The sequence below is a fragment of the Bradyrhizobium acaciae genome, from assembly GCF_020889785.1.
In the GTDB taxonomy this organism is placed as follows: Bacteria; Pseudomonadota; Alphaproteobacteria; order Rhizobiales; family Xanthobacteraceae; genus Bradyrhizobium; species Bradyrhizobium acaciae.
In genome coordinates this window covers 1-24,603 of the sequence record NZ_JACMYK010000012.1, presented here as the reverse complement: position 1 = coordinate 24,603, position 24,603 = coordinate 1, and the positions used below count along the sequence as shown (strand labels likewise).

General features: G+C 64.3%; 20 protein-coding genes and 1 pseudogene. 11 read left to right on the top strand and 10 right to left on the bottom strand.

The window, feature by feature from the left end:
- Nucleotides 1-2: 2 nt before the first annotated feature.
- Entirely contained in the window at nucleotides 3-1,046 is a 1,044-nt protein-coding gene (locus H8A92_RS08130) for an ABC transporter substrate-binding protein (RefSeq protein WP_229195314.1), read from the bottom strand.
- Between the two features lie 145 nt (nucleotides 1,047-1,191).
- On the opposite strand from H8A92_RS08130, the gene H8A92_RS08125 reads away from it, so the two are divergent.
- Both H8A92_RS08125 and H8A92_RS08120 read left to right on the top strand, forming a co-directional pair.
- A complete protein-coding gene (locus tag H8A92_RS08125; RefSeq protein ID WP_229195313.1) occupies nucleotides 1,192-1,998 on the top strand; it encodes a creatininase family protein in 807 nt (268 codons plus the stop codon).
- A 146-nt stretch (nucleotides 1,999-2,144) separates the two neighbouring features.
- Entirely contained in the window at nucleotides 2,145-2,408 is a 264-nt protein-coding gene (locus tag H8A92_RS08120) for a hypothetical protein (RefSeq protein WP_229195312.1), read from the top strand.
- 147 nt (nucleotides 2,409-2,555) lie between these two features.
- Here the strand turns inward: H8A92_RS08120 and H8A92_RS08115 are convergent, their stop codons facing one another.
- On the bottom strand, nucleotides 2,556-2,825 hold the full coding sequence (locus H8A92_RS08115; protein WP_229182752.1) for a metal-sensing transcriptional repressor: 270 nt from the start codon (nucleotides 2,823-2,825) through the stop codon (nucleotides 2,556-2,558).
- A gap of 319 nt (nucleotides 2,826-3,144) precedes the next feature.
- Here H8A92_RS08115 and H8A92_RS08110 point away from each other — a divergent pair, with 319 nt between their 5' ends.
- The 4 genes from H8A92_RS08110 to H8A92_RS08095 all read left to right on the top strand — a co-directional run bounded on the left by H8A92_RS08110 (nucleotide 3,145) and on the right by H8A92_RS08095 (nucleotide 9,418).
- Nucleotides 3,145-3,387, top strand: a complete 243-nt coding sequence (locus H8A92_RS08110; RefSeq protein ID WP_229195310.1) for a hypothetical protein — start codon at nucleotides 3,145-3,147, stop codon at nucleotides 3,385-3,387.
- 175 nt (nucleotides 3,388-3,562) lie between these two features.
- Nucleotides 3,563-5,206 carry an Nramp family divalent metal transporter gene (locus H8A92_RS08105; protein WP_229195309.1) on the top strand — a complete coding sequence of 548 codons (1,644 nt, stop codon included), beginning with the start codon at nucleotides 3,563-3,565 and terminating at the stop codon, nucleotides 5,204-5,206.
- A 543-nt stretch (nucleotides 5,207-5,749) separates the two neighbouring features.
- A complete protein-coding gene (locus H8A92_RS08100; RefSeq protein WP_229195307.1) occupies nucleotides 5,750-7,738 on the top strand; it encodes a carbohydrate porin in 1,989 nt (662 codons plus the stop codon).
- Between the two features lie 222 nt (nucleotides 7,739-7,960).
- Nucleotides 7,961-9,418: an FAD-dependent monooxygenase gene (locus tag H8A92_RS08095; RefSeq protein WP_229195306.1), complete on the top strand. Its 1,458-nt coding sequence runs from the start codon at nucleotides 7,961-7,963 to the stop codon at nucleotides 9,416-9,418.
- Nucleotides 9,419-9,428: 10 nt separating this feature from the next.
- Here the strand turns inward: H8A92_RS08095 and H8A92_RS08090 are convergent, their stop codons facing one another.
- The 3 genes from H8A92_RS08090 to H8A92_RS08080 form a co-directional block, all read right to left on the bottom strand.
- A complete protein-coding gene (locus H8A92_RS08090; protein WP_229195305.1) occupies nucleotides 9,429-11,054 on the bottom strand; it encodes an FMN-binding glutamate synthase family protein in 1,626 nt (541 codons plus the stop codon).
- A 204-nt stretch (nucleotides 11,055-11,258) separates the two neighbouring features.
- Nucleotides 11,259-12,128 (bottom strand): patatin-like phospholipase family protein, encoded by an 870-nt coding sequence (locus H8A92_RS08085; RefSeq protein WP_229195304.1) that lies wholly within the window; start codon nucleotides 12,126-12,128, stop codon nucleotides 11,259-11,261.
- A 217-nt stretch (nucleotides 12,129-12,345) separates the two neighbouring features.
- Nucleotides 12,346-13,119, bottom strand: coding sequence for a ferredoxin--NADP reductase (locus tag H8A92_RS08080; protein ID WP_163154331.1), 774 nt, complete (start codon nucleotides 13,117-13,119; stop codon nucleotides 12,346-12,348).
- A gap of 297 nt (nucleotides 13,120-13,416) precedes the next feature.
- Between H8A92_RS08080 and H8A92_RS08075 the strand changes: the two genes are divergently transcribed.
- A complete protein-coding gene (locus H8A92_RS08075) occupies nucleotides 13,417-14,352 on the top strand; it encodes an ATP-grasp domain-containing protein (RefSeq protein WP_229195303.1) in 936 nt (311 codons plus the stop codon).
- A 43-nt stretch (nucleotides 14,353-14,395) separates the two neighbouring features.
- Here the strand turns inward: H8A92_RS08075 and H8A92_RS08070 are convergent, their stop codons facing one another.
- Nucleotides 14,396-14,752: a response regulator gene (locus H8A92_RS08070; protein WP_229195301.1), complete on the bottom strand. Its 357-nt coding sequence runs from the start codon at nucleotides 14,750-14,752 to the stop codon at nucleotides 14,396-14,398.
- Between the two features lie 198 nt (nucleotides 14,753-14,950).
- On the opposite strand from H8A92_RS08070, the gene H8A92_RS08065 reads away from it, so the two are divergent.
- Both H8A92_RS08065 and H8A92_RS08060 read left to right on the top strand, forming a co-directional pair.
- Nucleotides 14,951-15,211 carry a hypothetical protein gene (locus H8A92_RS08065; protein WP_229195300.1) on the top strand — a complete coding sequence of 87 codons (261 nt, stop codon included), beginning with the start codon at nucleotides 14,951-14,953 and terminating at the stop codon, nucleotides 15,209-15,211.
- 316 nt (nucleotides 15,212-15,527) lie between these two features.
- Nucleotides 15,528-15,755 (top strand): hypothetical protein, encoded by a 228-nt coding sequence (locus H8A92_RS08060; RefSeq protein ID WP_163163361.1) that lies wholly within the window; start codon nucleotides 15,528-15,530, stop codon nucleotides 15,753-15,755.
- 68 nt (nucleotides 15,756-15,823) lie between these two features.
- On the opposite strand, the gene H8A92_RS08055 is transcribed toward H8A92_RS08060, so the two are convergent.
- Together H8A92_RS08055 and H8A92_RS08050 are read right to left on the bottom strand one after the other, a co-directional pair.
- On the bottom strand, nucleotides 15,824-16,780 hold the full coding sequence (locus H8A92_RS08055; protein ID WP_229195299.1) for an amino acid ABC transporter substrate-binding protein: 957 nt from the start codon (nucleotides 16,778-16,780) through the stop codon (nucleotides 15,824-15,826).
- 12 nt (nucleotides 16,781-16,792) lie between these two features.
- Nucleotides 16,793-18,082, bottom strand: coding sequence for a dicarboxylate/amino acid:cation symporter (locus H8A92_RS08050; RefSeq protein ID WP_229195298.1), 1,290 nt, complete (start codon nucleotides 18,080-18,082; stop codon nucleotides 16,793-16,795).
- A gap of 212 nt (nucleotides 18,083-18,294) precedes the next feature.
- Between H8A92_RS08050 and H8A92_RS08045 the strand changes: the two genes are divergently transcribed.
- The gene (locus H8A92_RS08045) at nucleotides 18,295-19,296 is read left to right on the top strand and encodes an NADP-dependent oxidoreductase (RefSeq protein ID WP_229195297.1); all 1,002 of its coding nucleotides are present in this window, start codon (nucleotides 18,295-18,297) and stop codon (nucleotides 19,294-19,296) included.
- Nucleotides 19,297-19,461: 165 nt separating this feature from the next.
- Here the strand turns inward: H8A92_RS08045 and H8A92_RS08040 are convergent.
- Both H8A92_RS08040 and H8A92_RS08035 read right to left on the bottom strand, forming a co-directional pair.
- Nucleotides 19,462-22,631: pseudogene (locus H8A92_RS08040) on the bottom strand (efflux RND transporter permease subunit).
- A gap of 13 nt (nucleotides 22,632-22,644) precedes the next feature.
- Nucleotides 22,645-23,808: an efflux RND transporter periplasmic adaptor subunit gene (locus H8A92_RS08035; RefSeq protein ID WP_420831299.1), complete on the bottom strand. Its 1,164-nt coding sequence runs from the start codon at nucleotides 23,806-23,808 to the stop codon at nucleotides 22,645-22,647.
- A gap of 249 nt (nucleotides 23,809-24,057) precedes the next feature.
- Here H8A92_RS08035 and H8A92_RS08030 point away from each other — a divergent pair.
- A partial coding sequence (locus tag H8A92_RS08030; RefSeq protein ID WP_229195296.1) for a cysteine rich repeat-containing protein occupies nucleotides 24,058-24,603 on the top strand: 546 nt, incomplete at its 3' end.

Here is a 24,603-nt window from a genome sequence, read left to right as displayed (position 1 = left end):
CGTCAGTTCTTCGGCCGAAGCTCGACGCCGACCGCCTTGTTGACGAAGCGCAGCGTGTAGCCCTGGCGATAGTCGATCGTGCCCTTGACCACGCCGGCGCGCACCATCTTGTCGAAGAAGCTCGCCATCCGCTCGTCGGTCATGGCGCCGATTCCGTTCTTGATGGAGTCTCCGGAATCGACGATGCCGTGCTCGCGCATCTTGGCGACGCAATAGGCGAGCAGCTCGTCGTTCATGTCGGGATTGAGCTTCTTGATCATCGCATTGCCGGCCGAGTTGTCGCCGTAGACATACGTGTACCAGCCGACAACAGACGCATCGACGAAGCGCTGCACCAGGTCGGGCTTCTTGTCGACCAGGTCGCGGCGGGTCTCGATCAGCGTCGAATAGGAGTTGAAGCCGTAATCGGCAATCAGGAGAACATTTGGCTTGAAGCCGGCGGCCTTCTCGACCGCAAAGGGCTCCGAGGTGACGTAACCCTGCATCGCGGTCTGCTTGTTCACGATGAAGGGCTGCGGGTTGAAAGTGTAGGGCTTCACCTTGTTCTCGTCGAAGCCGTATTCCGACTTCAGCCACTGGAAGTAGCTGGTGATGCCCTCCTTCGAGATCAGCAGCGTCAGCGGCTTCAGATCCTCGATCTTGCCGACCTTGACCTCGGGATGGGTCAGGAACACCTGCGGGTCCTTCTGGAACATGGCGGCGACCGCGACCAGCGGCACGTTGTTGGTGACGGCGTCGAAGGTCTGCAACGAGTTCGCGCTCATGAAGAAGTCGAGCTTGCCCGCGATCAGGAGCATGCGGTTGTTCTCGTTGGGACCGCCGGGCACGATGGTGACGTCGAGGCCGTATTTCTTGTAGGTGCCGTCGGCCAGCGCCTGGAAGAACCCGCCATGCTCGCCCTCGGCGACCCAGTTGGTGCCGAACGAGACCTTGTCCAAAGTCTTGTCCGGGCTCTGCGCCCGCGCAGGAGCAAGGGCCGCAGAAGCGCTGAGGGCGGCGGCCAGCAGGCCCATGGTTAACGCTCGCGGCAAAAAGGCCCGGATCATGGTTGGACTCCGTCTGATATTATGGCCCATGATGGAAGGCGGGACGACGTGGACCGCGCCCGGAGACGCGAACGCCCCACTGATGTTAGACAAACTAGCCTGCAAATCCATTCAATGAAACGCTTGTATTGAAACGACCGGCTTGATGACCTCTCAGCTTCCGCCCCGCGACTGGACCGCCATCCATTGGCCCGACCTCGCCAAGGGCGTGACTGCGCGCTGGATCGCGGTGCTGCCGCTGGCCGCGACCGAGCAGCACGGACCGCATCTGCCGCTCGGAACCGACGTCATGATCGGCGAAGCGTATCTGGCGCGGGTTCAGGAGCTGCTGCCGGCGGCCATCCCAGCGACCTTCCTGCCCTTGCAACCGGTCGGCATCTCCACCGAGCACATCGATTTTCCAGGCACGCTGACGCTTCCGACCAACGTGGCGCTGAAGAGCTGGATGGCGCTCGGCGAGAGCGTGGCGCGCGCCGGGGTCAGGAAGCTCGTGATCGTAACCAGCCATGGCGGCAATTCCGCCGCGATGTCGCTGGTGGCGCAGGATCTGCGCGCGCAACACAAGATGCTGGTGGTGACCACGAGCTGGTCGCGCTTCGGCGCGCCCGACGGGCTGTTCGATGCTGCCGAATTGCGCCACGGCATCCACGGCGGCGCGGTCGAGACCTCGATCATGCTGGCGAAATATCCGCAGGCCGTGCGCAAGGATGCCATCGCGGACTTCACACCTGCGAGCGTGCAGATCGAGAAGGATCATCGCCATCTGTCGACCCAGCGGCCGGCGCCGTTCGCCTGGCAGGCGCAGGACCTCAATCCGAGCGGCGCGATCGGCGATGCCACCAAGGCCTCGGCCGAGAAGGGCGAGAAGCTGATCGAGCACGGTGCACGCGCGTTCTGCGAGCTGCTGGCCGATGTCGACAGGTTCGATCCGGGCGCCTTTGGCAGCAACTGACCGGGAATTCCCTCGTCCTGGTCGAGGCGACGAAACAATCCACGAAACCATATTTCGCGGCCGGACTTCGAACCGGAACCGAAAAGCCTCCGTCCAACGGGCATGCGGACCAAACCGGACCGCGCTCAAACAGGATGGAGTATCCCATGTCGATCAAGACCAAGTTTGCCGCCCTCGCTCTCACCGCGCTCGCCGTGACCGGCACCATCGCGTCCACCACTTCGCAGGCCGAAGCCAAGCCGTATGGCTGGGGCTGGGGCGTTGGTGCGGGCCTGGTCGGCGCCGCCATCGTCGGTAGCGCGATCGCGGCCAGTGACGGATACTACGACGCCGGCTACCGCCGCTGCGGCTGGGTGCGCCAGCTCGACGCCTACGGCAATTACATCGGCCGCGTGCGCACCTGCTACTGATCGACGGGTTTTTACTCAGGCTGCGGATCCTGTGTTCGGCACGGGTCCTCATCCACCCCGTGTCGCAACCGACCCGTCCGGTGATCCCCGGACGGGTCGACCCTTTTCAGTCCGCCACATGCGGCCTTGGGTCACAGCTATCTTGGGTCACAGGTATTTTGCGATCAGCCGGAAGTCGCGCAGCACATTGCGGCCCTTCGGACCCGATGCCTTCAACGTCTCCTCGAGGCTGTGGCCGATGTGATCGTGGATCAGCGCCTTCTTGGCGCTCTCGATCGCACTCTCCACCGCCTGCAATTGCTGGGCGATCTGCGCACAGGGCCGGCCCTGCTCGATCATCTCGACGATGGTCTCGAGATGGCCGTTGGCGCGCTTCAGGCGCCGGGCAATAGCAATGTGCGGGTGGTCGTCGGACATATGATCCTCCTATCCTCCCCGGAGGATAATCACTATCCCCCGGGGGATAGTGAAATCAGCTTGACAGCCCTCTGCGTCAAGCGTACTGGCCGACTGTCGGAACATTCGTTCCGCACCGGGGCGTCGCCCCGACCACGAGCCAGCACAGAAGGCACATGGGCAGTAGCAACTCAGGCGACAGTAGACCCACGACGGGACTGCTGACGCCGCACAGCAAGACTGATCGCGCAGGCTTCCGCTGCGTGGATGGGTGGTCGCGCCTCGGCTGACCGCCTGCTCCTCACCGGCCTGCCGCGACCAGCGGAAGTGGAGGTGAGCGATGTTCGAAAAGCTCGCAAAATTTCGGCCGTTCGAGCCGCGGCGCATCTCGTCGCGGGCGGCCGCCTATTCCAATGACAACCTGCCGGGTTTTCGCCGCCCGGCGGACCGCCGGCGTCCAACCCCGGCCTGTCATTGGATCCTGATCGACGGCCGGCTGGAGTGCCGGTGGATCGTCGAAGAGACCAGCAACGATCTCGATCGCCGGCGGCGGCGCGCGACGAAGCCGCAACTCTGCGCATAGGAGGCCACATTGGACGAAGGACCTAGTCGTCCCGTTGCGTGCCATCGCGGCACGGCAACGGGACCCTTGATCTGCATCACATCTGGAAATGCCGCTGCTCACGGTAGCGGAGACGCGCGCGCCTGACGATTCCGCGCCCTCTCGCCGTGCCCGCAAGGCGGCGAGAGGACACGAAATGACCGAAAGCAAGACCACCCAAACCGCCATTCTCGATAGCGCGCATGCCGGCGACATCCGCGGCGCGCTCGGCAGCATCGCGCGGGACGACACCGCACCGCGGGCGACCTTGCTTGCCCGCCTGAAGACGTTGATGGCAATCGTCGGCCCCGGCCTGATCGTGATGGTCGGCGACAACGATGCCGGCGCGTTCGGCACCTACACCCAGGCCGGACAGAATTACGGCACCACGCTGCTGTGGACGTTGCTGCTGCTGATCCCCGTGCTCTACGTCAACCAAGAGATGGTGGTGCGGCTCGGCGCCGTCACCGGCGTCGGCCATGCGCGACTGATCTTCGAACGCTTCGGCAAATTCTGGGGCGCCTTCAGCGTCATTGATCTCCTGGTGCTGAACGCGCTGACCATCGTCACCGAATTCATCGGCATCACCTTCGCGCTTCACTTTCTCGGCGTCTCGCGGTTCTGGGGCGTATTGGCCTCGGCTGTTATCGTGATGCTGGCGGTCTCGACCGGAGACTTCCGCCGCTTCGAACGCTTCGGGATCGTGCTGGTGTTCGGCAGCCTGCTGCTGGTGCCCGTGATCCTGATGGTGCATCCGCCGGTCGGGCAGATCGCAGCTGATTTCTTCGTGCCGAAGATGCCGCATGACGCCAAGCTCAGCGAGGTGATGCTGCTGATCGTCGCCATCGTCGGCACCACGGTGGCACCGTGGCAATTGTTCTTCCAGCAGAGCTACATCGTCGACAAGCGGATCACACCGCGCTTCATCCGCTATGAACGGATGGATCTATGCATCGGCATCGTGCTGGTTGTGATCGGCGCGGTGGCGATGATCTCGTTCTGCGCGGCGGTGTTCGCTGGGACGCCCGAATTCGGCAACTACACCGACGCGTTGGGAACCGCGCTCGGGCTCGAGAAATATGCCGGCCGGCTGCCGGCGGTGCTGTTTGCCCTCGCACTGCTGGATGCCTGCATCATCGGCGCGGCCGCGGTTTCCCTCTCGACGGCCTACGCGATCGGCGACGTGTTCGCGGTCAAGCACTCACTGCACCGCAAGCCGTGGGACGCAAAAGGCTTCTACAGCGTGTATTGCGGGCTGATCGTGCTCGCGGCGGCGCTGGTGCTGACGCCGGGCACGCCGCTCGGACTGCTCACCAACGCGGTGCAGACGTTGGCCGGCGTGCTGCTGCCGAGCGCGACGGTGTTCCTGCTGCTGCTCTGCAACGACCGCCATATTCTCGGACCCTGGATCAACTCGACCCGGTTGAACCTGTTCACCGGCGCTGTCGTGGCGGGGCTCGTGATGCTGTCGGTGATCCTGACCGCGTCGGTGCTGTTCCCCGATCTCGGCGAGGAATGGATCATCGGCATCCTGGTCGGCGGCAGCGTGCTCGCGCTTGCGGTCACCGCGCTGGTCAAGCTGTACGAGATGTCGTCGCGTCACAACGCATCGTTCCGCTTCAAGCCGAAGCCGCCGCTGTTCGATCGCGACACCTGGCGGATGCCGCCGCTCGACCGGCTGCCGCCGGCGCGGCTCAGCCCGCTGAGCCGGATCTGGATGATCGTGCTGCGCGGCTATCTGGTCGTTGCCGCGGGCCTCGTGCTGCTGCGGATCGCGCAGCTCGCCACGGTGGGTGCGTGACGGCGCTCGGCCGCGGCCGGCGATGGAGCGCGATCGTGTTGTTCAGGCTGGCGAGCGCCATCCTACGCAGTGCAACCGCGCTCTTTCAGCGCCGCATGATTTCAGGCGCCGAGCTTCGGACGGCGCTGTCGATGGCGCGATGGGTCGAACGGGCCGGCGCGAGGGTCGTGCTCGGCAGGGCATCGCAGCCGGCATTCATCGAAACAAGGGACAGGGACAATGGTGACATCGATTGAACGGTCGGGTTTCGACCGATTTGCCACAGACGCGCTGTCGATCGCAGCCGATAGGGCCTGCTGCCGCGTGCTGTTACGTGACTGTCATGGCGGCGTGCAAATCGAAGGGGCATCTGGCGCACCCCAGTTGCTATTGCGAATGACTTGCAATAAAAGTTGGGGAATGCCAGGTGCTGAGCTGGCTTTGGACGGGACGACACGGATCGGACCGGGGACGGCGGGCGATGACTTCAAATCTCGGGTGGCAAGTGGCCGCCAAATCTGTAATGCCGGGCAAACCCGCCACCCGTTCGCGGAAAGCCGCGTCATGACCTGCGTCCGCCTCTTCAGGGTTCAGATCGCCGCCGGCGCAGCGCTCGGTGCGGCTACGCTCGGCGCGCCGGCGACCGCGGCCGACATGGCCGTCAAGTCACCGGCCCTGAACGCGGTCTACAACTGGACCGGTTTCTACGTCGGCGGCCATGTCGGCTACGGCGACGGCAGCCTCGGTCCCGATACCAATCCGCTGCCCCTGCAGGCCGTCTTCTTCCCGCACAGTGTCACGGGCGGGACCGGCGGCTTCCAGGCCGGATATAATCGCCAGTTCGCAAACCGCGTCGTGCTCGGCGTCGAGGCCGACGCGACATTCGTGGGCCCGGTCGATCTGCCGCGGCGCACGCTCGGCCCCTTCAACAGCTCGGTCGATTATGTCGGCACCGTGCGCGGCCGTGCCGGTTACGCCTTCAACGGCTGGATGCCTTACGTCACCGGCGGCTTCGCCTGGGGCCGCGCCCAGGTCAGGGTGAATGACGCTGCGGGCAGTGTCGTCTCCGAACCGGGGCAGTACCAGACCGGATGGACCGTTGGCGGCGGTGCCGAATTTGCGCTGAGCGGCAATTGGACGGCCAAGATCGAATACGACTACATCGACCTGTCGCGCCGCACGCTCGGCCTCAACGACTTCGGCATGCCTGGCGTCACCATCGACCCGCGGCTGCACCTGCTGAAATTCGGCCTGAACTATCAGCTCGGCGACTCGCCATGGTCGGCGACGCCGGCCCAGCCGCGGTTGCCGGACTCCGATAATTGGTCGATCCATGGCCAGACGACCCTGATCGGGCAGGGTTACCCGGGCTTCCGCGCAGCCTATGCCGGCACCGACAGCCTCCCCGCGGCCGGACAGGCGCAGCAGACCTGGACCACGACCGCGTTCGTCGGCGTCAAGCTGTGGGAAGGCGGCGAGCTCTATTTCAATCCGGAAACCGCCCAGGGCTTCGGCCTCAACGGCACGCTCGGCCTCGCCGGCTTCCCGAACGGCGAAGCCCAGAAGGCCGGCGCCGAATATCCGAGGATTCGGCCGCAACGTTACTACATCAAGCAGACCTTCGGCTTCGGCGGCGAACAGGAAGATGTCCCCGACGGCCCGAACCAGATCGCGGGCAAGCGCGACATCGATCGCCTGACACTGATCGTCGGCCGGTTCGCGGTCGGCGACTTCTTCGACGGCAATTCCTACGCCAAGGATCCACGTGCCGACTTCATGAACTGGGCGATGTGGGCTTCCGCAGCCTACGATTTCCCGGCGGATCTGCCCGGCTATACCCGCGGCGCCGTGGCCGAGCTCAACCGCAAGGATTGGGCGGTGCGCGCCGGCGTGTTCCAGGTGCCGGATGCGCCGAACAGCGACGTCCTCACGTTCAAGACCGGCGGTGCGGTGGTCGAATTCGAGGGCCGTTACTCGGTGTTCGATCAGCCCGGCAAACTCCGCGTCGGCGTGTTCGGCAATCGCGGCAACACCGGCAATTACAGCCAGGCGCTCGCGATCGCAGCCACCGACCCGTCGCTCGACATCAACGCGGTGATGGCCGGCATTCGTAAGGACAACCTGAAATACGGCTTCTACCTCAATGCCGAACAGCAGATCGCAACCGATGTCGGCCTGTTCGGGCGCCTGAGCTGGAATGACGGCCAGAACGAGATCCTGTCGTTCACCGATGTCGATCGCAGCCTGTCGGGCGGCGTGTCGATCAAGGGCAGCCGATGGGGACGGCCGGACGACACGATCGGCATCGGCGGCGCGATCAACGGGCTCTCCGCCTCGCACCGCGATTACCTCGCCGCCGGCGGCCTCGGTCTTTTGATTGGCGACGGCGCGCTCAACTATCGCAACGAAGGCATCTTCGAGAGCTACTACGCCTACTCCGTCAACAAGCACTTCACGGTGACCGCGGACTATCAGTTCATCACCAATCCAGCTTACAACGCCGACCGCGGCCCGGTGCACATCTTCTCCGGCCGTCTGCACGGCGAGTTCTGATCTGCACGTCATTGCGAGCGAAGCGAAGCAATCCATAATTCCGCACGCGCGGAAGCATGGATTGCTTCGTCACTTCGCTCCTCGCAATGACGGATTGACCGAAATTGGGCACGGCCACGCCACCGCCCTCTCCCCACTCAGATATATGTAGACCCCCCGGGCTTGCCGCAAGCCCGGGGTCATCCCGTAGAACGCGCGCCCAATCGAACGGAGGAGTGCGGGATGCGGGAACATGCTGTGGTGATTGCCGGCGGAGGTCCGACCGGGCTGATGCTGGCGGGCGAGCTGGCGCTGGCGGGGATCGACGTTGCCATCGTCGAGCGGCGCGCCAGCCAGCAACTTGCGGGCTCGCGTGCAGGCGGATTGCACGCGCGCACCCTCGAGGTGCTCGACCAGCGCGGCATCGCGGATCGATTCGTCTCGGAAGGGCAGCGCCATCCGATCGTGCACGTCCACCCGATGCCGCTTGATCTCAGCGACTTTCCTACCCGGCACAATTACACGCTCGCGCTGTGGCAAAATGATATCGAGCGCATCCTGGCCCAATGGGCCGGCGAGCTCGGCGTACTGATCTATCGCGGGCGTGACGTGACCAGCTTTGCGCAAGACGACAGCGGCGTCGATGTCACGCTGTCCGACGGCGAACTGCTGCGGGCACGGTATCTCGTCGGCTGCGACGGCGGACGCAGCCTGGTTCGCAAGACCGCCGGCATCGATTTCCCCGGCTTCGATCCGACCACCAGCTGGCTGATCGCGGAGGCGCAGATGGTGGAGGAGCCGCCCCTCGGCTTTCATCACGATGCCGTCGGGATCCACGGGATCGGTAAAATAGAGGACGGTCGCGGTTTACGGCTGGTGCTGACCGAGCGGCAGCTGCACTCCTCCGAACCTGACTTGAGCGATGTGCGCGAGGCGCTCATCGCGATCTATGGCTCCGACTTCGGCATCCACAGTCCCGGCTGGATTTCACGATTCACCGATATGACGCGTCAGGCTGACGCTTATCGCGAACGGCGCGTGCTGCTCGCCGGCGATGCCGCGCATGTGCACCCGCCGATGGGCGGACAGGGCCTCAACATCGGCGTGCAGGACGCCGTCAATCTTGGATGGAAGCTGGCGCTGGTGGTCGAGGGCATCGCGCCGGACAGCCTGCTCGACAGCTACCACACCGAGCGCCACCCGATCGGCGCCCGAGTGCTGCGCAATACGATGGCGCAGGTCGCGCTTCGCCGTACCGACGACCGCTCCAAGGCGCTGGATGAGTTCGTGCGCGAACTGCTCAGTATGGACGAGCCGCGCAAGCGCTTTGCCGCGGTGCTGTCCGGGCTGGACATTCGATACGATCTCGGCGGCGGCCATCCGCTGCTCGGCCGCCGCATGCCCGATCTCGACCTCGTCACCGCCGACGGCCCGACGCACGCCTTCGCGCTGCTGCACCAGGCACGACCGGTGCTGCTGAATTTCGGCGAGCCCGGCAGCATCGATATCGCGGGATGGATCGGCCGGGTTCAGCTGGTCGATGCCGCGTATGACGGCAAATGGGAACTTCCCGTGCTCGGAAAAGTTTCGGCCCCGACCGCGGTGGTGGTCCGGCCCGACGGCTACGTGGCGTGGGTCGGAGAGCGAACGCAGGCGGGGCTCACCGAGGCGCTGGCGAAATGGTTCGGCGCGCCTGCCTAGCGGAGCGCCGCTACCCCGCCGGCTGGAACGAATCCGCGCGGGCCATCGCCCAGGCGTCGCGGAAGCGGGGATCCTGGGTACCTTCGAGCAGCTCGCCCGGGCGCAGCGTCGGATAGAGCTGCGCAAAAGTACGGACGTCGGTGGTCGAGCTCCGCTGCGAGAAGTGGATCGGGCGCAGATCCTTGGTGTGCTCGAGGCCGGCGGCGGCGAGCAGCTCGGTCAGCGCGTGCAGGGTCGAGTGATGGTAGTTGTACACGCGCTCGATCTTGTCGGGGACGTAGAGCGCGCGGTTGCGGATCGGATCCTGCGAGGTGACGCCGGTCGGGCAGCGGTCGGTGTGGCAGCTCAGCGACTGGATGCAGCCGAGCGCGAACATGAAGCCGCGCGCCGAATTGCACCAGTCAGCCCCGATCGCCATCGCGCGCGCCATGTCGAAGGCGGTCGCGATCTTGCCGGAGGCACCGATCTTGATGCGGTCGCGCGCGCCGATCCCGATCAGCGCGTTGTGGACGAAATTGACGCCCTCGCGCATCGGCATGCCCAAATGATCCATGAACTCGAGCGGCGCGGCGCCGGTGCCGCCCTCATTGCCGTCAACCACGATGAAGTCGGGATAGAGCCCGCTCTCCTTCATCGCCTTGCAGATCGCCAGGAATTCCCAGGGATGGCCGATGCACATCTTGAAGCCGGCCGGCTTGCCGCCGGACAGTTTGCGCATCTGCGCCACGAACTCCATCATCTGCACCGGCGTCGAGAACGCCTTGTGATAGGCCGGCGAGATGCAGTCCTCGCCCATCGGCACGCCGCGGATCTTTGAAATCTCCTCGGAGACCTTCGCGGCCGGCAGCACGCCGCCATGGCCAGGCTTGGCGCCCTGGCTGATCTTGAGCTCGACCATCTTGATCTGGTCGTCACCCGCGACGCTTGCGAAGAGCTCCGGATTGAAGGTGCCGTCGCGGTTGCGGCAGCCGAAATAGCCGGAGCCGACCTCCCAGATGATGTCGCCGCCCATCTCGCGGTGGTAGGGACTGACACCACCCTCGCCGGTATCGTGGGCGAAGCCGCCCTTCCTGGCGCCGGCGTTGAGCGCCCGCACCGCGTTGGGGCTCAGCGCGCCAAAGCTCATCGCCGAGATGTTGAAGACCGACGCCGAATACGGCTTGGTGCAGTCGGGGCCGCCGATGGTGATGCGGAATTTCTCCTCGGCGCGCGGCTTCGGCGCCACCGAATGGTGCATCCACTCATAGCCCTCGCGGTAGACGTCCTCCTGCGTGCCGAACGGCCGCTTGTCGAGCACCGCCTTGGCGCGCTGATAGACCAACGCGCGGGTGTCGCGCGAGAACGGCATGCCGTCCTTCTCGCTCTCGAAGAAATATTGCCGCATCTCGGGGCGGATTTCCTCGAGCAGGAAGCGCATATGCGCCGAGATCGGGTAGTTGCGCAGCACCGCGTGGTTCTTCTGCGTCAGGTCTCGGATGCCGAGCAACGTCAGCGCACCGAAGATCAGCAGCGGGATCAGAACGATCTTGAAGACCTTGTGGTCGAAAATTCCAACCAGCAGCAGGAGCGTGGTGACGACGGCGCAGATCGTCAGCACGATGAAGCGCGGCGAGAACGGAAGCAGCATCGTGTCCATCAAATCCCCTACGGTCTGCCCTGACTACCCTGTCGGCCGTGAGCCTAATCCAACTCGCGGAACAAGTGCACTACGGTTATACGGCCGAGCGGTCACAGATGTGACAACCGCCCGGATGGGCGGGTGCTCTTGCCGCACCCGGCCAAATTGATTTGAAATCGACTTTTGCACTGCACCAAGAAGCGGCACCGCGCCCACCGCCCTTCAATGATCGTGCGGCTGCAATTCGTGCGGGATGTGGCCCGGCTTCAGGCCGTCGCCGGCAAGCCACGCATTGGTGGTGTCGAGCGCCCGGGCGATGTGATCGGCGGTCCGGGAGAAATCATAGGGCGAGCCGACCAGCGGGCAGAGCGGCGGCACGACGAAATACTCGACACCGGGACCGATATTCTCGAGCTCGTTGACAAGCTGCCGGGCGATCAAGAGCGTCAGCGCATGCAGCGCGTTGGAGAGCGCGCCGACCGGCGGCGCCTGGTTGGCGCAGGCATGCCCGGTCGGCAGCACGATCAGGCGTTTTGCGCCATGCTCCACGGCTACGCCAACCGGCGTGTTGCTGGAGATCGCACCATCGGCGAGGTAGTGATCGCGATAGTGCACCGGCGTGAACGCGCCGGGGATCGCGGTCGATGCGACGATCGCCTCCGCGGCCGAGCCTTCCGACAGCACCACGCTGTCGCCGCTGATGATGTCTGTGGTGACGATGTGGATCGGAATCCGCGCGTCCTCGAGATTGCGGAACGGGATGTAGTCCTCGATCAGCTTGCGGACGCCATCGTGCGGGATCAGGAAGTCGCGCCGCCACAGGAAGCTCACCAGCGTCCGCCAGGTCACCGGAAATACGTCCTGCCGGTTCAGATGGCGCCAGATCTCGGCGAGCCGCGCCACGCCCGAGACCGTCGGGTCACCGGCATAGAAGGCGCCGTTCAGTGCGCCGACGCTGGAGCCGACCACCATGTCGGCGACGATGCCATGCCCGGCCAGCGCCTGCAGCATGCCGACCTGGATCGCGCCAAAGCTGCCGCCGCCGGCAAATACAAAGGCAGTCTTCGGTGCATCCGGATCGGTGATGGACAAAGTGCGGCTCCCTGGTCGCCGCGTTCGGGAAACGGCGCGCGGGGTTGGAGGCGTTATAGTAGCGGGGGAATGGTGCGCACCACAAACACCATCGTCGTCCCGGCGCAGGCCGGGACCCAACCACAAAAGAAAAAGGCTGGAGTCCGATGGGGCCCCAGCCTTCGTCAAATAGGCAGTGGTGGTAATGGGTCCCGGCCTGCGCCGGGACGACGCAAGATCAGCGCTCGACGAACGCCTTCTCGATCACGAAGTGACCGGGGGTGTTGCCACTGCCTTCCTTGAAGCCGCGGGTCTCGAACAGCACTTTCAGCTCTTCCAGCATCGCCGGGCTGCCGCACATCATGATGCGGTCGGTCTCGATGTCGAGCGGACCCTGGTGCAGATCGGTGAACAGCTGGTTGGAGGTGATCAGGTCGGTGATGCGGCCGCGGTTGCGGAACGGCTCGCGGGTCACGGTCGGATAGTACGAGAGCTTCTCCGACAGCAGCGGCCCGAACAGCTCGTCATCGCGCAGCTTGGCGACCAGTTCCTCGCCATAGGCGAGCTCGGAGACCTGGCGGCAGCCATGCACCAGCAGGATCTGGTCGTAGCGATCATAGACCTCGGGGTCCTTGATCAGGCTGGCGAACGGCGCAAGGCCGGTGCCGGTCGACAGCAGCATCAGCCGCTTGCCGGGGATCAGGTTGTCGGTGATCAGCGTGCCGGTCGCCTTGCGGCCGACCAGGATGGTGTCGCCCTCGCGGATCTTCTGCAGCTTTGAGGTGAGCGGGCCGTCCTGCACCTTGATCGAGAAGAACTCGAGCTCTTCCTCGTGATTGGCGCTCGCCATCGAATAGGCGCGCAGCAGCGGCCGGCCCTCGACCTCGAGGCCGATCATGGCAAACTGCCCGTTCTGGAAGCGGAAACCGGAATCACGGGTCGCCCGGAAGCTGAAAAGCGTATCGGTCCAGTGCTGAACGGAAAGAACTTTCTCTCGATAGAACGCGCTCATGGGTTTTCGTTTTCTCGACTGACCAGATTTAGAATGGTTTGATTTCTAGACTGCTCGCGATGGCGCAGAAGTGGCCGAAATCACTGAAGATCTCGCGTTTCCATTGCCCCAATGCGTGAGATAGTCAAGATCAACTGGCGTGCAATTGCGATCTCAGAATGGCAGTCGTTCGATTTCGCGGAGAGGTTCAGCCGCGGCATCGTTAACACGTGGCGCTGCACGTAATTTACTTGCTGAGATCAGGGCCGATCTGGCAATTAATTGCTACGAAAACCGCGGCGAAGGGAAAATGATCTCGTGGTCCTGATCAGCCAGCGAATCTTCCTGGAAACCATCAAAAAATATTGTTTGGCGCACTCCGTTGCCGTCGAGGTGCGGTCCGGCGGCTGGCTGGTCGTCATGACCAGGGGCAGCGAGCGGCGGCTTGCGATCGGCTACGACATCGGGCTGAACAGCGCGGTCGCACATCAGGTCGCCAACGACAAGTCGGCCTGCGCGGATGTGCTCGCATCGGCCTGCGTCCCCGCGATTCCGCATACGCTGTTTCTCGGCGCGAGGCTCAGCAAGCACATTCCAGGATCAGACTCGCTGGACGCGACGCGGCGTCTGCTCGACGCGCATCCGCATGGGCTGGTCGTCAAACCCAATCAGGGGACATCCGGCGAACTCGTCTTCCGCGTGACGACGCCAACGCAGCTGGAGACCGCAGTCGCGCGCATCCTTGCTGCGCATCCAAGCCTTGCGATCTCGCCTTATGTCGAAATCACCGACGAGGTGCGCGTCGTGCTGCTCGATGCGCGCGCGCTGATCGTCTACGCCAAGACGCGCCCGTCGGTTGTCGGCGACGGCATCCAGTCGTTACGTGCGCTGGCACAGGCGGCCGCGACGGCCGAACAACTCAAGACCATGGCCGAGGATTTCGACGCCGCCGTGCTCGACGCCATTCCCTCTGCCGGCGAACGGGTTCTGCTGAACTGGCGGCACAATCTCGACGCCGGTGCGGAGCCCGTGCTGCTCACGGACGACGCCACACGCGGCGCCTGCGTTGCGCTGGCGGTCACAGCCGCGCAGGCCGTCGGCATCCGCTTTGCCTCCATCGACGTCGTGCGCGTCGACGGCGTATGGAAAGTGCTCGAGGTGAATTCAGGCGTGAAGATGGAAGCGCTGGGCCGCCGGCAACCGGCGCTGGTCGAAGCGGCGTATTCGGCGGCGCTGGACGCCGTGTTCGCGTGAGTAGCGCGCCACGCGCTTTCGCCCACCTCCCAATCCGCAAGAATTACGACGCCAGCTCTCGCAGCAGGGTGGGTGGATAAACCGGCTTCTCGAAGAACTTGACGCCGTCAGGCAGCGCGCTGTCCGGAGGTCGGCCCGAGATGACCAGGACCCGGACTCCCGGGTCGCAATCGATGGCCAGACGAGCAAGCTCGACGCCATCCATTTTGCCCGTGAGCTTTACGTCGGTGACCACCAGCGACGGGTGACGCTTCTTGATGGCCAGCGCTGCTGTCTCTGCGTCTTCGCATTGGATGACATCGAAGTGACCTTCCTCCAACAGCAACGCGATCATGTCGCGCTGGATCGTATCGTCTTCAACCACGACTGCGATTTGGCGAATTGGCCTAGCGTAACCCATGGCATCCTCCAATCGGTCAACTCTGATTAATGACTGAGGACGCCCAAAGTTCTGGTTCCAAACTCAATGACCGGCGAATTCCGCCAAGCCTTCGCAAGTTCCAACCGGAACAACTTTCGAGGTGTCGGAGTCATCGATGAGCGACGAGCCGAATGGCTCGGGCTTGGGGAAAGGAAGTCGTGCCAGGAGGCAACACTCATGAAGGACGCTGGACAGTCGCATCAGGATTTTTGCGAAGCCTTTGGCGCTGACGCAGCGCCGAGCGCGCGGAGCTATCAGTCCTCTCCACGACCGGTTGAAGATGAGGTCCGCGAACAACGCGCCAACGTCATGCGGTTCAAGACGATGGAGCAAGAGACGACCGATCCGCTCGGCGCCCGCCTGTTGCACGACATCATTGACGAAATGGAAGCGGAGCTATCGCAGGTGGTCAAGCGAATCGTCGCGGAGCGGCATTAGCCGGTGAAGCGGCGCGTTCGGAAATCCCAATATTGAACTTTGCCTGCCGATTATGCCTGAGCGATCGCGGCGCGTGGAAACTCGAACCAGATTCCGCCGGATCGATGGAGCGTTGATGGGGGCTATTGTTGGGCGCGCGATCTTCCAGGTCATGGTTGTGCTAACGGCGGTCGGCATCGTTGCGCTCGCCTGCATGGCGGTGCGAGGCGCCTAACGCGGGCGCGACGCTGTGCGGGTCAGTTTCATCGATTCCGCGGCTTGCTCATCCCGCTCAAGGGAGTACGCTTCCGCTCATTGATTGATCCGGATGCAGATTATGCGCAAACTGCTTTTGAGCTTCCTCGCAGTCGCGGCGTTCATCGCCACCTTCAATCCGCCGGCCGCCAACGCCGTGTTCTGGCGCGGCGTCACGGCCCCGATGAATATCGACATCCACGGCTACCCGATCATCAAGGAGCCACCTCCGAGCACATGCCAGTTGATTCATGTGAACGGATTCTGGGTCCGGCAGTGTCTGGATGTGTCGCATCGCTATTGGCGGTGAGCGAAGCCGCGGCGGACTTTCGACCTCCCCCACTTGGGACCTACTTGGGGAGAGGTCGAAATGCGAAGTTAGTTCGCGCCGCCCGCCGAATCGTCGAGCGCCTTGAAGGCTTCTTCGAGCTGTGGTGACAGCGCGACGTTGAGCTTCTCGCCGGTCGGCAGGCGGGCGACGAACCATTTGTTATAGAGCGGGATGATGTCGCGGTTCGAGGCGAGCTTGCGGAACGCGCGCTCGACCACGTTCTTCATCTGCGGCTCGCCCTTGCGGTACATGATGCCGTAGGGATCGTAGGACAGATAGTCGCCGGTGACGCGGAATTTGTCCTGCGACTTGTGCCGCGCGATCAGGCCGTAGAGCAGGATGTCGTCGGTCGCGAACGCATCCGCCTTGCCGTCCACCAGCATCTGGTAGGACTGCTCATGGTCGCCCGCGGTCACGATGTTGAGGTCGAGCTGTTGCTTGGCGTCGACATTGTGCATCGCCTGCTCGTTGGTGGTGCCCTTCGTCACCACCAACGTCTTGCCCTTCAGGTCGGCAACCTGGTTGACGCCTGAGGCTTTCGGCACCATCAGCTTGGTACCGGCCACGAACATCAGCGGCGAAAACGCGACCAGCCTGCCGCGCTCCGAATTCGCCGTGGTCGATCCGCATTCGAGGTCGATCTTCTTGTCCACGACCGCCGGAATGCGGTCGTCGGAGGTGACCTTGACGTAATCGATCTTGAGATTGGCGTCGTCGACCTCGGCCCCGATCTCGTCGACGATCGCGTCGCACAGCTCGAGGCTGTAGCCGATCGGCCGGTTGGAGTGATCGAGGAACGAGAACGGCGGCGAACTCTCGCGATAGCCGATCCGCACCGTGTGCGTGGCCTTGATGTTGGCGAGCGTGGGGCTGAGCCCCTCGCCCGCCGGCTGTGCCAGGGCTGGTCCGGCGAGCAGGCTTGCCGCCAGCAGGCACGCTGACAGCAGGCATGTCGACAGCAGAGGCGCCTCAGCCCGTGTCGGCCTCCAGCGGGCGCGATCCATGCGTCCCTCCCGTCAATGGCCGGCCATCACGGCGCCGGGCACCGCGTCCTGCGGCACCGCGTCGTCGGGCCCGAGCTCGTGCTCGGCCTTCAGCTCGCCCTCCCACTTCGCGACCACGGCAGTCGCCAGCGAGTTGCCGATCACGTTGGTGGCGCTGCGGCCCATGTCGAGGAAGGTGTCGATACCCATGATCATCAGCAGGCCGGCCTCGGGAATGCCGAACTGGCCGAGCGTCGAGGCGATCACGACGAGGGAGGCGCGCGGCACGCCGGCGACGCCCTTCGAGGTAATCATCAGCGTCGCCAGCATCGCGAACTGGGTGCCGAGCGACATCTCGATATGGTAGGTCTGCGCGATGAAGATGCTCGCGAAGGTGCAGTACATCATCGTGCCGTCGAGATTGAACGAATAGCCGAGCGGCAGCACGAAGGCCGATATCCGCGAGGAGGCGCCGAACCTGTTCAGCCCCTCCAGCGTCTTCGGATAGGCCGCCTCCGAGGAGGCGGTCGAGAACGCGATCATCAGGGGCTCGCGGATCAGCCGCAGCAAATGGCTGTAGCGTGGCCCGATCGCGATGAAGCCGACGACGACCAGGATGCCCCACAGGATCATCAGCGAGAGATAGAAACCGCCCATGAAGACGATCAGCTTCCAGAGCACGCCGAGGCCATTCTTGGCCACGGTCGCCGTGATCGCCGCCCACACCGCGAGCGGGGCGAACAGCATCACGTAACCGGTGACCTTGAGCATGATGTGCGCGAGATCGTCGATCAGGCTCATGATCGGCTTGGCCCGCTCAGGCATCGCGCCGAGCGCAACCGCAAAGAACACCGCGAACACCACGATCTGCAGGATCTCGTTCTGCGCCATCGCATCCGCGATCGAGGTGGGGATCAGATGGGTCAGGAACTTTTCGATCGAGAACGCCGAGACCGGCAGGCCGGTGGACTGCGCCTTGTCGGGCAGCGTGCCCGGGAAATTGGCGCCGGGCTGCAGCAGGTTGACCATCACGAGGCCGAGCAGCAGCGAGACGAAGGAGGCGGAGACGAACCAGCCCATGGTCTTGGCGAAGATACGCCCGAGCTTGGCACCGCTTCCCATATGGGCAATGCCGCCGACGAGGGTTGCGAAGACGAGGGGCGCGATAATCATCTTGATCAGGCGCAAGAACAGCATCGCGATCAGGTTGACGTCGGCTGCGATCTCGGCGCGGCTGTCAGGCATATAGTTGAAGACGATCGTCCCCATCGCGATGCCAAGGACCATCGCAATCAGGATGTACTGCGTAAACCTGTTCGACATTCTTACCCCCGTAAGTTCCCGACGAGCGGCAAGTGTGGCAGATTTACGCAGCTACGCAACACGCTTCGGGCCGAGCGGGCCTTTGCCGGAATGTTCCCGTTGTGGAATGCCAGCGCGCAGACTAGCGTTCATGCAGCGCACAATCTGTGCAATGAGCTGCGCGCGCGGCAGTCAAACTGCATGCGAAACGACCAACGTGAGGGGAGACATCCATGAACGACAACGTCAATCGCCAGATCCTGCTTGTCGAAAAGCCGACCGGCAAGCTCGGCCCCGAGCATTTCCGGATGACCAAAGGCGCAGTCCCCGCGCCCAAGGACGGCGAGGCGCTGGTGCGGACGCGCTACATCTCGCTCGATGCCGCCAACCGCGCCTGGATGCACGGCGCCACCTACCGCGCTGCGGTGGAAGCCAACACCGTGATGGCCGGCGGCAGCATCGCCGAAGTGGTGTCCTCGAATGACCCCGGCCTGAAGCCCGGCGACATCGTGTTCGGCGACACCGGCTGGCAGGACTATGCCGCGGTGCCCGCCAAGCACCTGGCGAAGATGCCGAAGCTCGAGCCGATGACACATCTGCTCAGCGTCTACGGCGTTGCCGGCCTGACCGCCTATTTCGGCCTGCTCCATGTCGGCAAGCCCAAGGAGGGTGAGACGGTGGTGGTGTCGGCCGCCGCCGGCTCGGTCGGCTCGATCGTCGGCCAGATCGCCAAGATCAAGGGTTGCCGGGTCGTCGGCATCGCCGGCGGCGCGGACAAATGCCACTGGCTGACCTCGGAGCTCGGCTTCGACGCCGCGGTCGACTACAAGGACGGCGCCACCTACAAGGCGCTGCGCGCGGCGGCCCCCAAGGGCATCGACGTCTATTTCGACAATGTCGGCGGCGACATTCTGGAGGCCTGCCTGGCGCAGATGAACAACCGCGGCCGGATCGCCTGCTGCGGCGCGATCTCGCAATATGACGGCGTGCCCTCGGCGCACGGCCCGCGCGGCGTGCCCGGCCTGATCGTGGTGAAACGGCTGATCATGCAGGGCTTCATCGTGATGGACTACATGGACCAGCGCGATGCCGCGCTCGCCGACCTGCAATCCTGGGTCTCCTCGGGCAAGCTCAAGGTGCAGGAGGACGTCATCGACGGGATCGAGAACACGCCGCAGGCGCTGATCGGCCTGCTCGCCGGCGAGAACCGCGGCAAGCGCATGGTGAAGGTGTAAGAGCGAAAGCTCTCAGTTCCGTCATGCTGAGGTGCGCGCTCTTGCGCGCCTCGAAGCATGCACGGCCCAGATACCGCGGCGCGGAGACGGGCGGGCCGTCGTCCCTTCGAGACGGCCGCTTCGCGGCCTCCTCAGGGTGACGGGGATAGAGTTTGGTGCGCGGACCTAATGCGCCGTGCTCGGCGCTTCCGCTGCCGGCTGCGGCGCGGCGGTCTTGCCCTTCTTCGCCTTGCGCCAGTTCTCGAAATTCTGCACCACGACGAAGAACGCCGGCACGAACAGCACCGCGAGGCAGGTCGAGGCGATCATGCCGGAGAACACCGTGATGCCGATCGACTTGCGGGCATTGGCGCCGGCGCCGGTCGCCAGCACCAGCGGCAGCACGCCGAGGATGAAGGCAAACGACGTCATCAGGATCGGCCGGAATCTCGCGCGCGCCGCGTCGATCGCCGACTCCAGCACCGGCTTGCCGTCGCGGATGTGATGCTCGAGCGCGACCTCGACGATCAGGATCGCGTTCTTGGCCGACAGCGCAATCAGCAGGATGGTGCCGATCTGGGTGTAGAGATTGTTCTCGATCCGAAGCGACGTCAGCACCAGCATGGGCCCGAGCAGCGACAGCGGCACCGCCAGGATCACCGAGATCGGCGCGTACCAGCTCTCATATTGTCCGGCGAGCACGAGGTAGACCAGCAACAGCGCCAGCGCGAACACGAAGTAGATCTGGCTGCCGACCTCCTTCTCCTGGTACGACATCGCTGTCCATTCAAACCCGGTGCCCGGCGGCAGCGTCTTGGTGGCGATCTCCTCCATCAGCGTCATCGACTGGCCGGAGCTGTAGCCCTGCGACGGCAGGCCGATGATCGTCGCGGACGGATAGAGATTATAGAGACTGATCAGCGACGGCCCGACCGACGGCGTGATCTTGGCCACGGTGCCGAGCGGCACCATGTCGCCATTGCTGTTGCGCACCATCATGTTCTCGATGTCGCGCAGCGTCAGGCGGTATTGCGCATCGGCCTGGGTGTAGACCTGGAAGGTACGGCCGAACTTGGTGAACTGGTTGACGTAGCTCGCACCGAGATAGGACGACAGCGTCGAGAAGATCTGGTCGGTGGTGACGTGCAGCGTCTCGGTCTTGACGCGGTCGACCTGGACGTCGAACTGCGGCACCATCGAGCGGAACGACGACTGCACCCGCTGCAGCGCACTTTGCGTCTGCGCATTGCCGACGACGGCGCCGGTGACCGCCTGCAGTTTGCTGTAATCGGCGTTGCCGTCACGGAGCTGTACCTGCATGGCAAAGCGGCGGCGTTGCCGATGCCCTCGATCGGCGGCGGCGGGATCACCAGAATGCGCGCCTCCGGGATCACCGCCAGCTTGTCGTTGAGACCATACACCAGCGAGCGCAGATCCTCGCCGGGGCCGCGCGCCCCCCAATCCTTCAGGATCACATAGGCAACGCCGGCATTGGCCAGGCTCGACGAGTTGTCGAGCGCGGAAATGCCGGCGATGGCGACCACCTGCTCGACGCCCGGCGTCTTGCGGGCGATCTCGGTGACCTGATCGAGCACCCGCTGGGTGCGATCGATCGCGGCGCCGTCGGGCAGCTGCACGGCGGCCAGCAGATAGCCCTGGTCCTCGATCGGAATGAAGCCGGTCGGCACGCGTGACAGCCCGTAGCCGGCAATCCCGATCAGGATCAGGGCGACGAGGACCGAGGTCTTGGCATGGCCGGCCATGCCGCCGACCAGCCGCGTATAGCCGCGCTCCAGTCGGTCATAGACGGCGTTGAAGCCGCGGTAGAAGAAATTTCGTTGCTCCGCTGGCACCGGCGGCCGCAGCCACAGCGCGCATTGCGTCGGCTTCAAGGTCGCCGCATTGACGGCGCTGAGCAGCGCGGTCGCTGCGATCACCAGGGCGAATTGCGCGTACATCCGGCCGGTCAACCCCGGCAGGAAGGCCGCCGGCAGGAACACCGAGATCAAGACCAACGTGATGCCGACGATCGGCGCGAACAATTCGTCCATCGCCTTGATCGCGGCGTCGTGGCCGGACATGCCGCGCTCGATGTTGTGCGCGGCGCCTTCGACCACCACGATGGCGTCGTCGACCACGATGCCGATCGCCAGCACGATCGCAAACAGCGTCGACAGGTTGATGGTGAAGCCGAGCGCGGCCATCGCCGCGAATGCGCCGATGATGGTGACCGGCACCGTGGTCGCGGGCACCAGCATCGCCCGCCAGTCCTGCAGGAACACCAGGATCACGACCAGCACCAGCAGGCCGGCCTCGATCAGGGTCTTGTAGACCTCCTCGATCGAGGCGTTGACGAACTTCGTGGTGTCGAACGGGGTGTCGTATTGGATGTCCTGCGGGAACTGCCTGGCGAGCTGCGCCACCTTCTTCTGCACTTCCTTCTCGACCTGCAGCGCGTTGGCGCCGGGCGACAGGAACACGCCGATGCCGGTGGCCGGCTTCTGGTTGAGCGAGAACACCTGGCTGTAGGTCTGCGCGCCGAGCTCGACCGAGCCGAGATCGCGGATGCGGATGACGTCGCCGACGTTGCCGGTCTTCACGATGATGTTCTCGAACTGGCTCGCGTCGTCGAGCCGCCCGTTGACGTTCAGCGTGTACTGGAACGCCTGCCCCTGCGGGGCGGGCGGCGCGCCGACCTGGCCCGCGGTGACCTGCTGGCTCTGCTGCTGGATCGCCTGGATGACGTCCTGCGGCATCAACCCGCGCGCCTGCAGCTTGTTCGGATCGAGCCACACCCGCATCGAATATTGTCCCGCACCGAACACGGTGACGTTGCCGACGCCCGGCAGACGCGACAGCTCGTCGCGGATGTTGATGGTGGCATAGTTCGACAGGAACAGGCTGTCATAGGTCCTGTTCGGCGAGGTCAGCGTCACGAACAGCAGGATCGAGGTCGATCGCTTCTGCACCGTGACGCCCTGGTTCTGCACCGCGGTCGGCAGCTGCGACAGCGCCGAGGAGACGCGGTTCTGCACCAGCACCTGCGCAAAGTTGAGGTCGGTGCCGATCTTGAAGGTCACCGTCAGCGTGTAGGTGCCGTCGGCGCCGCTGTAGGACTGCATGTACAGCATGTCCTCGACGCCGTTGACCTGCTGCTCGATCGGCAGCGCCACGGTGTCGATCACGGTTTTTGCCGACGCGCCGGGATAGCGCGTCGTCACCTGCACGGTCGGCGGCACCACATCGGGATATTGCGCGACCGCGAGATTGAACAGCGCGACGCCGCCGATCAGGATCATCAGGATCGCGATGACGTTGGAAAGCACCGGCCGCTCGATGAAGAATTTCGAGATCATGGCGCGCTACGTCCTATTTGGCTGGCGCCGGTGCCGGCGCCGCGTCGGCCTTCTGCATCTGCGGATCGACCTTCTGCCCGGGGATCGCGCGCAGCAGCCCGGCGGTCACGACGCGATCATCGGCCTTCAGTCCGCTCTCGATGATGCGCAGCCCCTCGTCGAGCTGACCGGTCGTCACCTTGCGCTGCTCGACCACGTTCTCGGCATTGACGACCAGCACGTAGCGGCCACTCTGGTCACTGCCGATCGCGACGTCAGGCACCAGCAACGCGTTGTCCTGCTTGGTGAAGGGCACGCGAACGCGAACGTAGAAGCCGGGCAGCAGCACGCGATCGGGATTGGGTATCAAGCCGCGAACCGCCAGAGTTCCGGTCGACTGGTTGAGCGTCGGAGACGCGTAATCGAGATTGCCTTTGTGCGGATAGCCGGTCTCGGTCTGCAGGCCGACCTCGACCGGCAATGACTTGAGATCGTTCGCGGTCATGCCGCGCTTGCGCGCTTCGTCCCGCACCCGCTGCACGTCCTGTTCGTTGACGTTGAAGTTCACGTAGATCGGGTCGAGCTGCACGATGGTGGCAAGCTGGGTGGGCGACGCCACGCCGACCAGTTCGCCGATCGACACCAGATGGGTGCTGACGATGCCGTCGAACGGCGCCGCCACGTTGGTGTAGCCGTAATTGACCGCGGCAATCCTGGTGTTGACCTGGGCCTGCTGCAGATTGGCCTGGGCGTTGTCCCGCGTCGAGGTCGAGTTTTCCAGTGTCGCCTGCGAGACCGCCTGGCGCTGCACCAGATCCTGCTGCCGCTTGAAATCGGACTCGGCCTGCTTCAGTGTCGCCTGCGCGCCGACTTCGGCGGCCTGCGCCTGCTCCAGCTTCAGCTTGTAGGTCTCCGGCTCGATCGTGAACAGCGTGGTCCCCTGCTTTACGAAGGAGCCATCCTGATAGTTGATCGACGCCAGAAAGCCCTGCACGCGCGCGACCAGATCAACGGTCTTGATCGGAGCGGCGTTTCCGGTGGCATCGAGATAACGTGTGATGGCGCGCTGCACCGGCGGCGCAACTTCGACCTTGGGCGGCGGCGGCGCAACAAAACTGTTCTGCTCGCAGGCACTTAAACTGACGAAAGCCGATATGACCAAGGCGGCGCGTGCCGGTCTCGCATTTCGCAGCCGCACAAAATCGCTCTGACTGAAATGTGCCGATGCGTACGCATGCCTCATTTCCGAGCCTCGATTCAAATGACTTAATTCGAAGACGTCGCTGCGGGCAAAAAATCCGCATGCTGCATCCATAGCAACAATCCGCTTGCAGCGGAACTCGAAAGCGAAAATGATGGCGCTCGCCGAGGTTGTTAGAGCAAGACATTTTCAAAACGCCATTCAGTTGAGCTGGAAGCTTCCGGCGCAACGAGAGGATTTATTCAGATGATCAATGCGTTGACACGTGCAACGAAGCTGTCCGCATGGCTTGCGCTTGCGGCAATCATGAGCGCCGCGCCGGCCTTGTCGCAGGCGCCGAGCCAGGCGCAGCGCGACGCCATCAAGTCGCAATGCCGCAACGACTACATCGCACACTGCTCAAGCGTTCCGCCGGGCGGCGAAGCGTCACTGCAATGCTTGCAGAAGAACATGGCAAGCCTCGCACCGGGCTGCGCCAGCGCAGTGAAGGCCGTGGAAACGCCGGCCGCTGCACCCGCAGCAGCCAAGACCGACGCGGCGCCCGCGGCGACGACGGCCAAGCCCGCCGAGACGGCGGCACCGAAGGCCGCAGCAGGAAAGCCAAGCAGCGCACAGATCTCCGCGATCCGCAGCGCCTGCCGCTCCGATTATCCCAAGGTCTGCGCGGGCGTGCCGACCGGCGGCGCATCGGCGCTGCAGTGCCTCGAAAAGAACAAGGAGAAGGTGTCGCCGGCCTGCGAGAAGGCGGTGGCCGCTGCCGGCGGCGGCGCAGCACCGGCCGTGGGCGCGGCC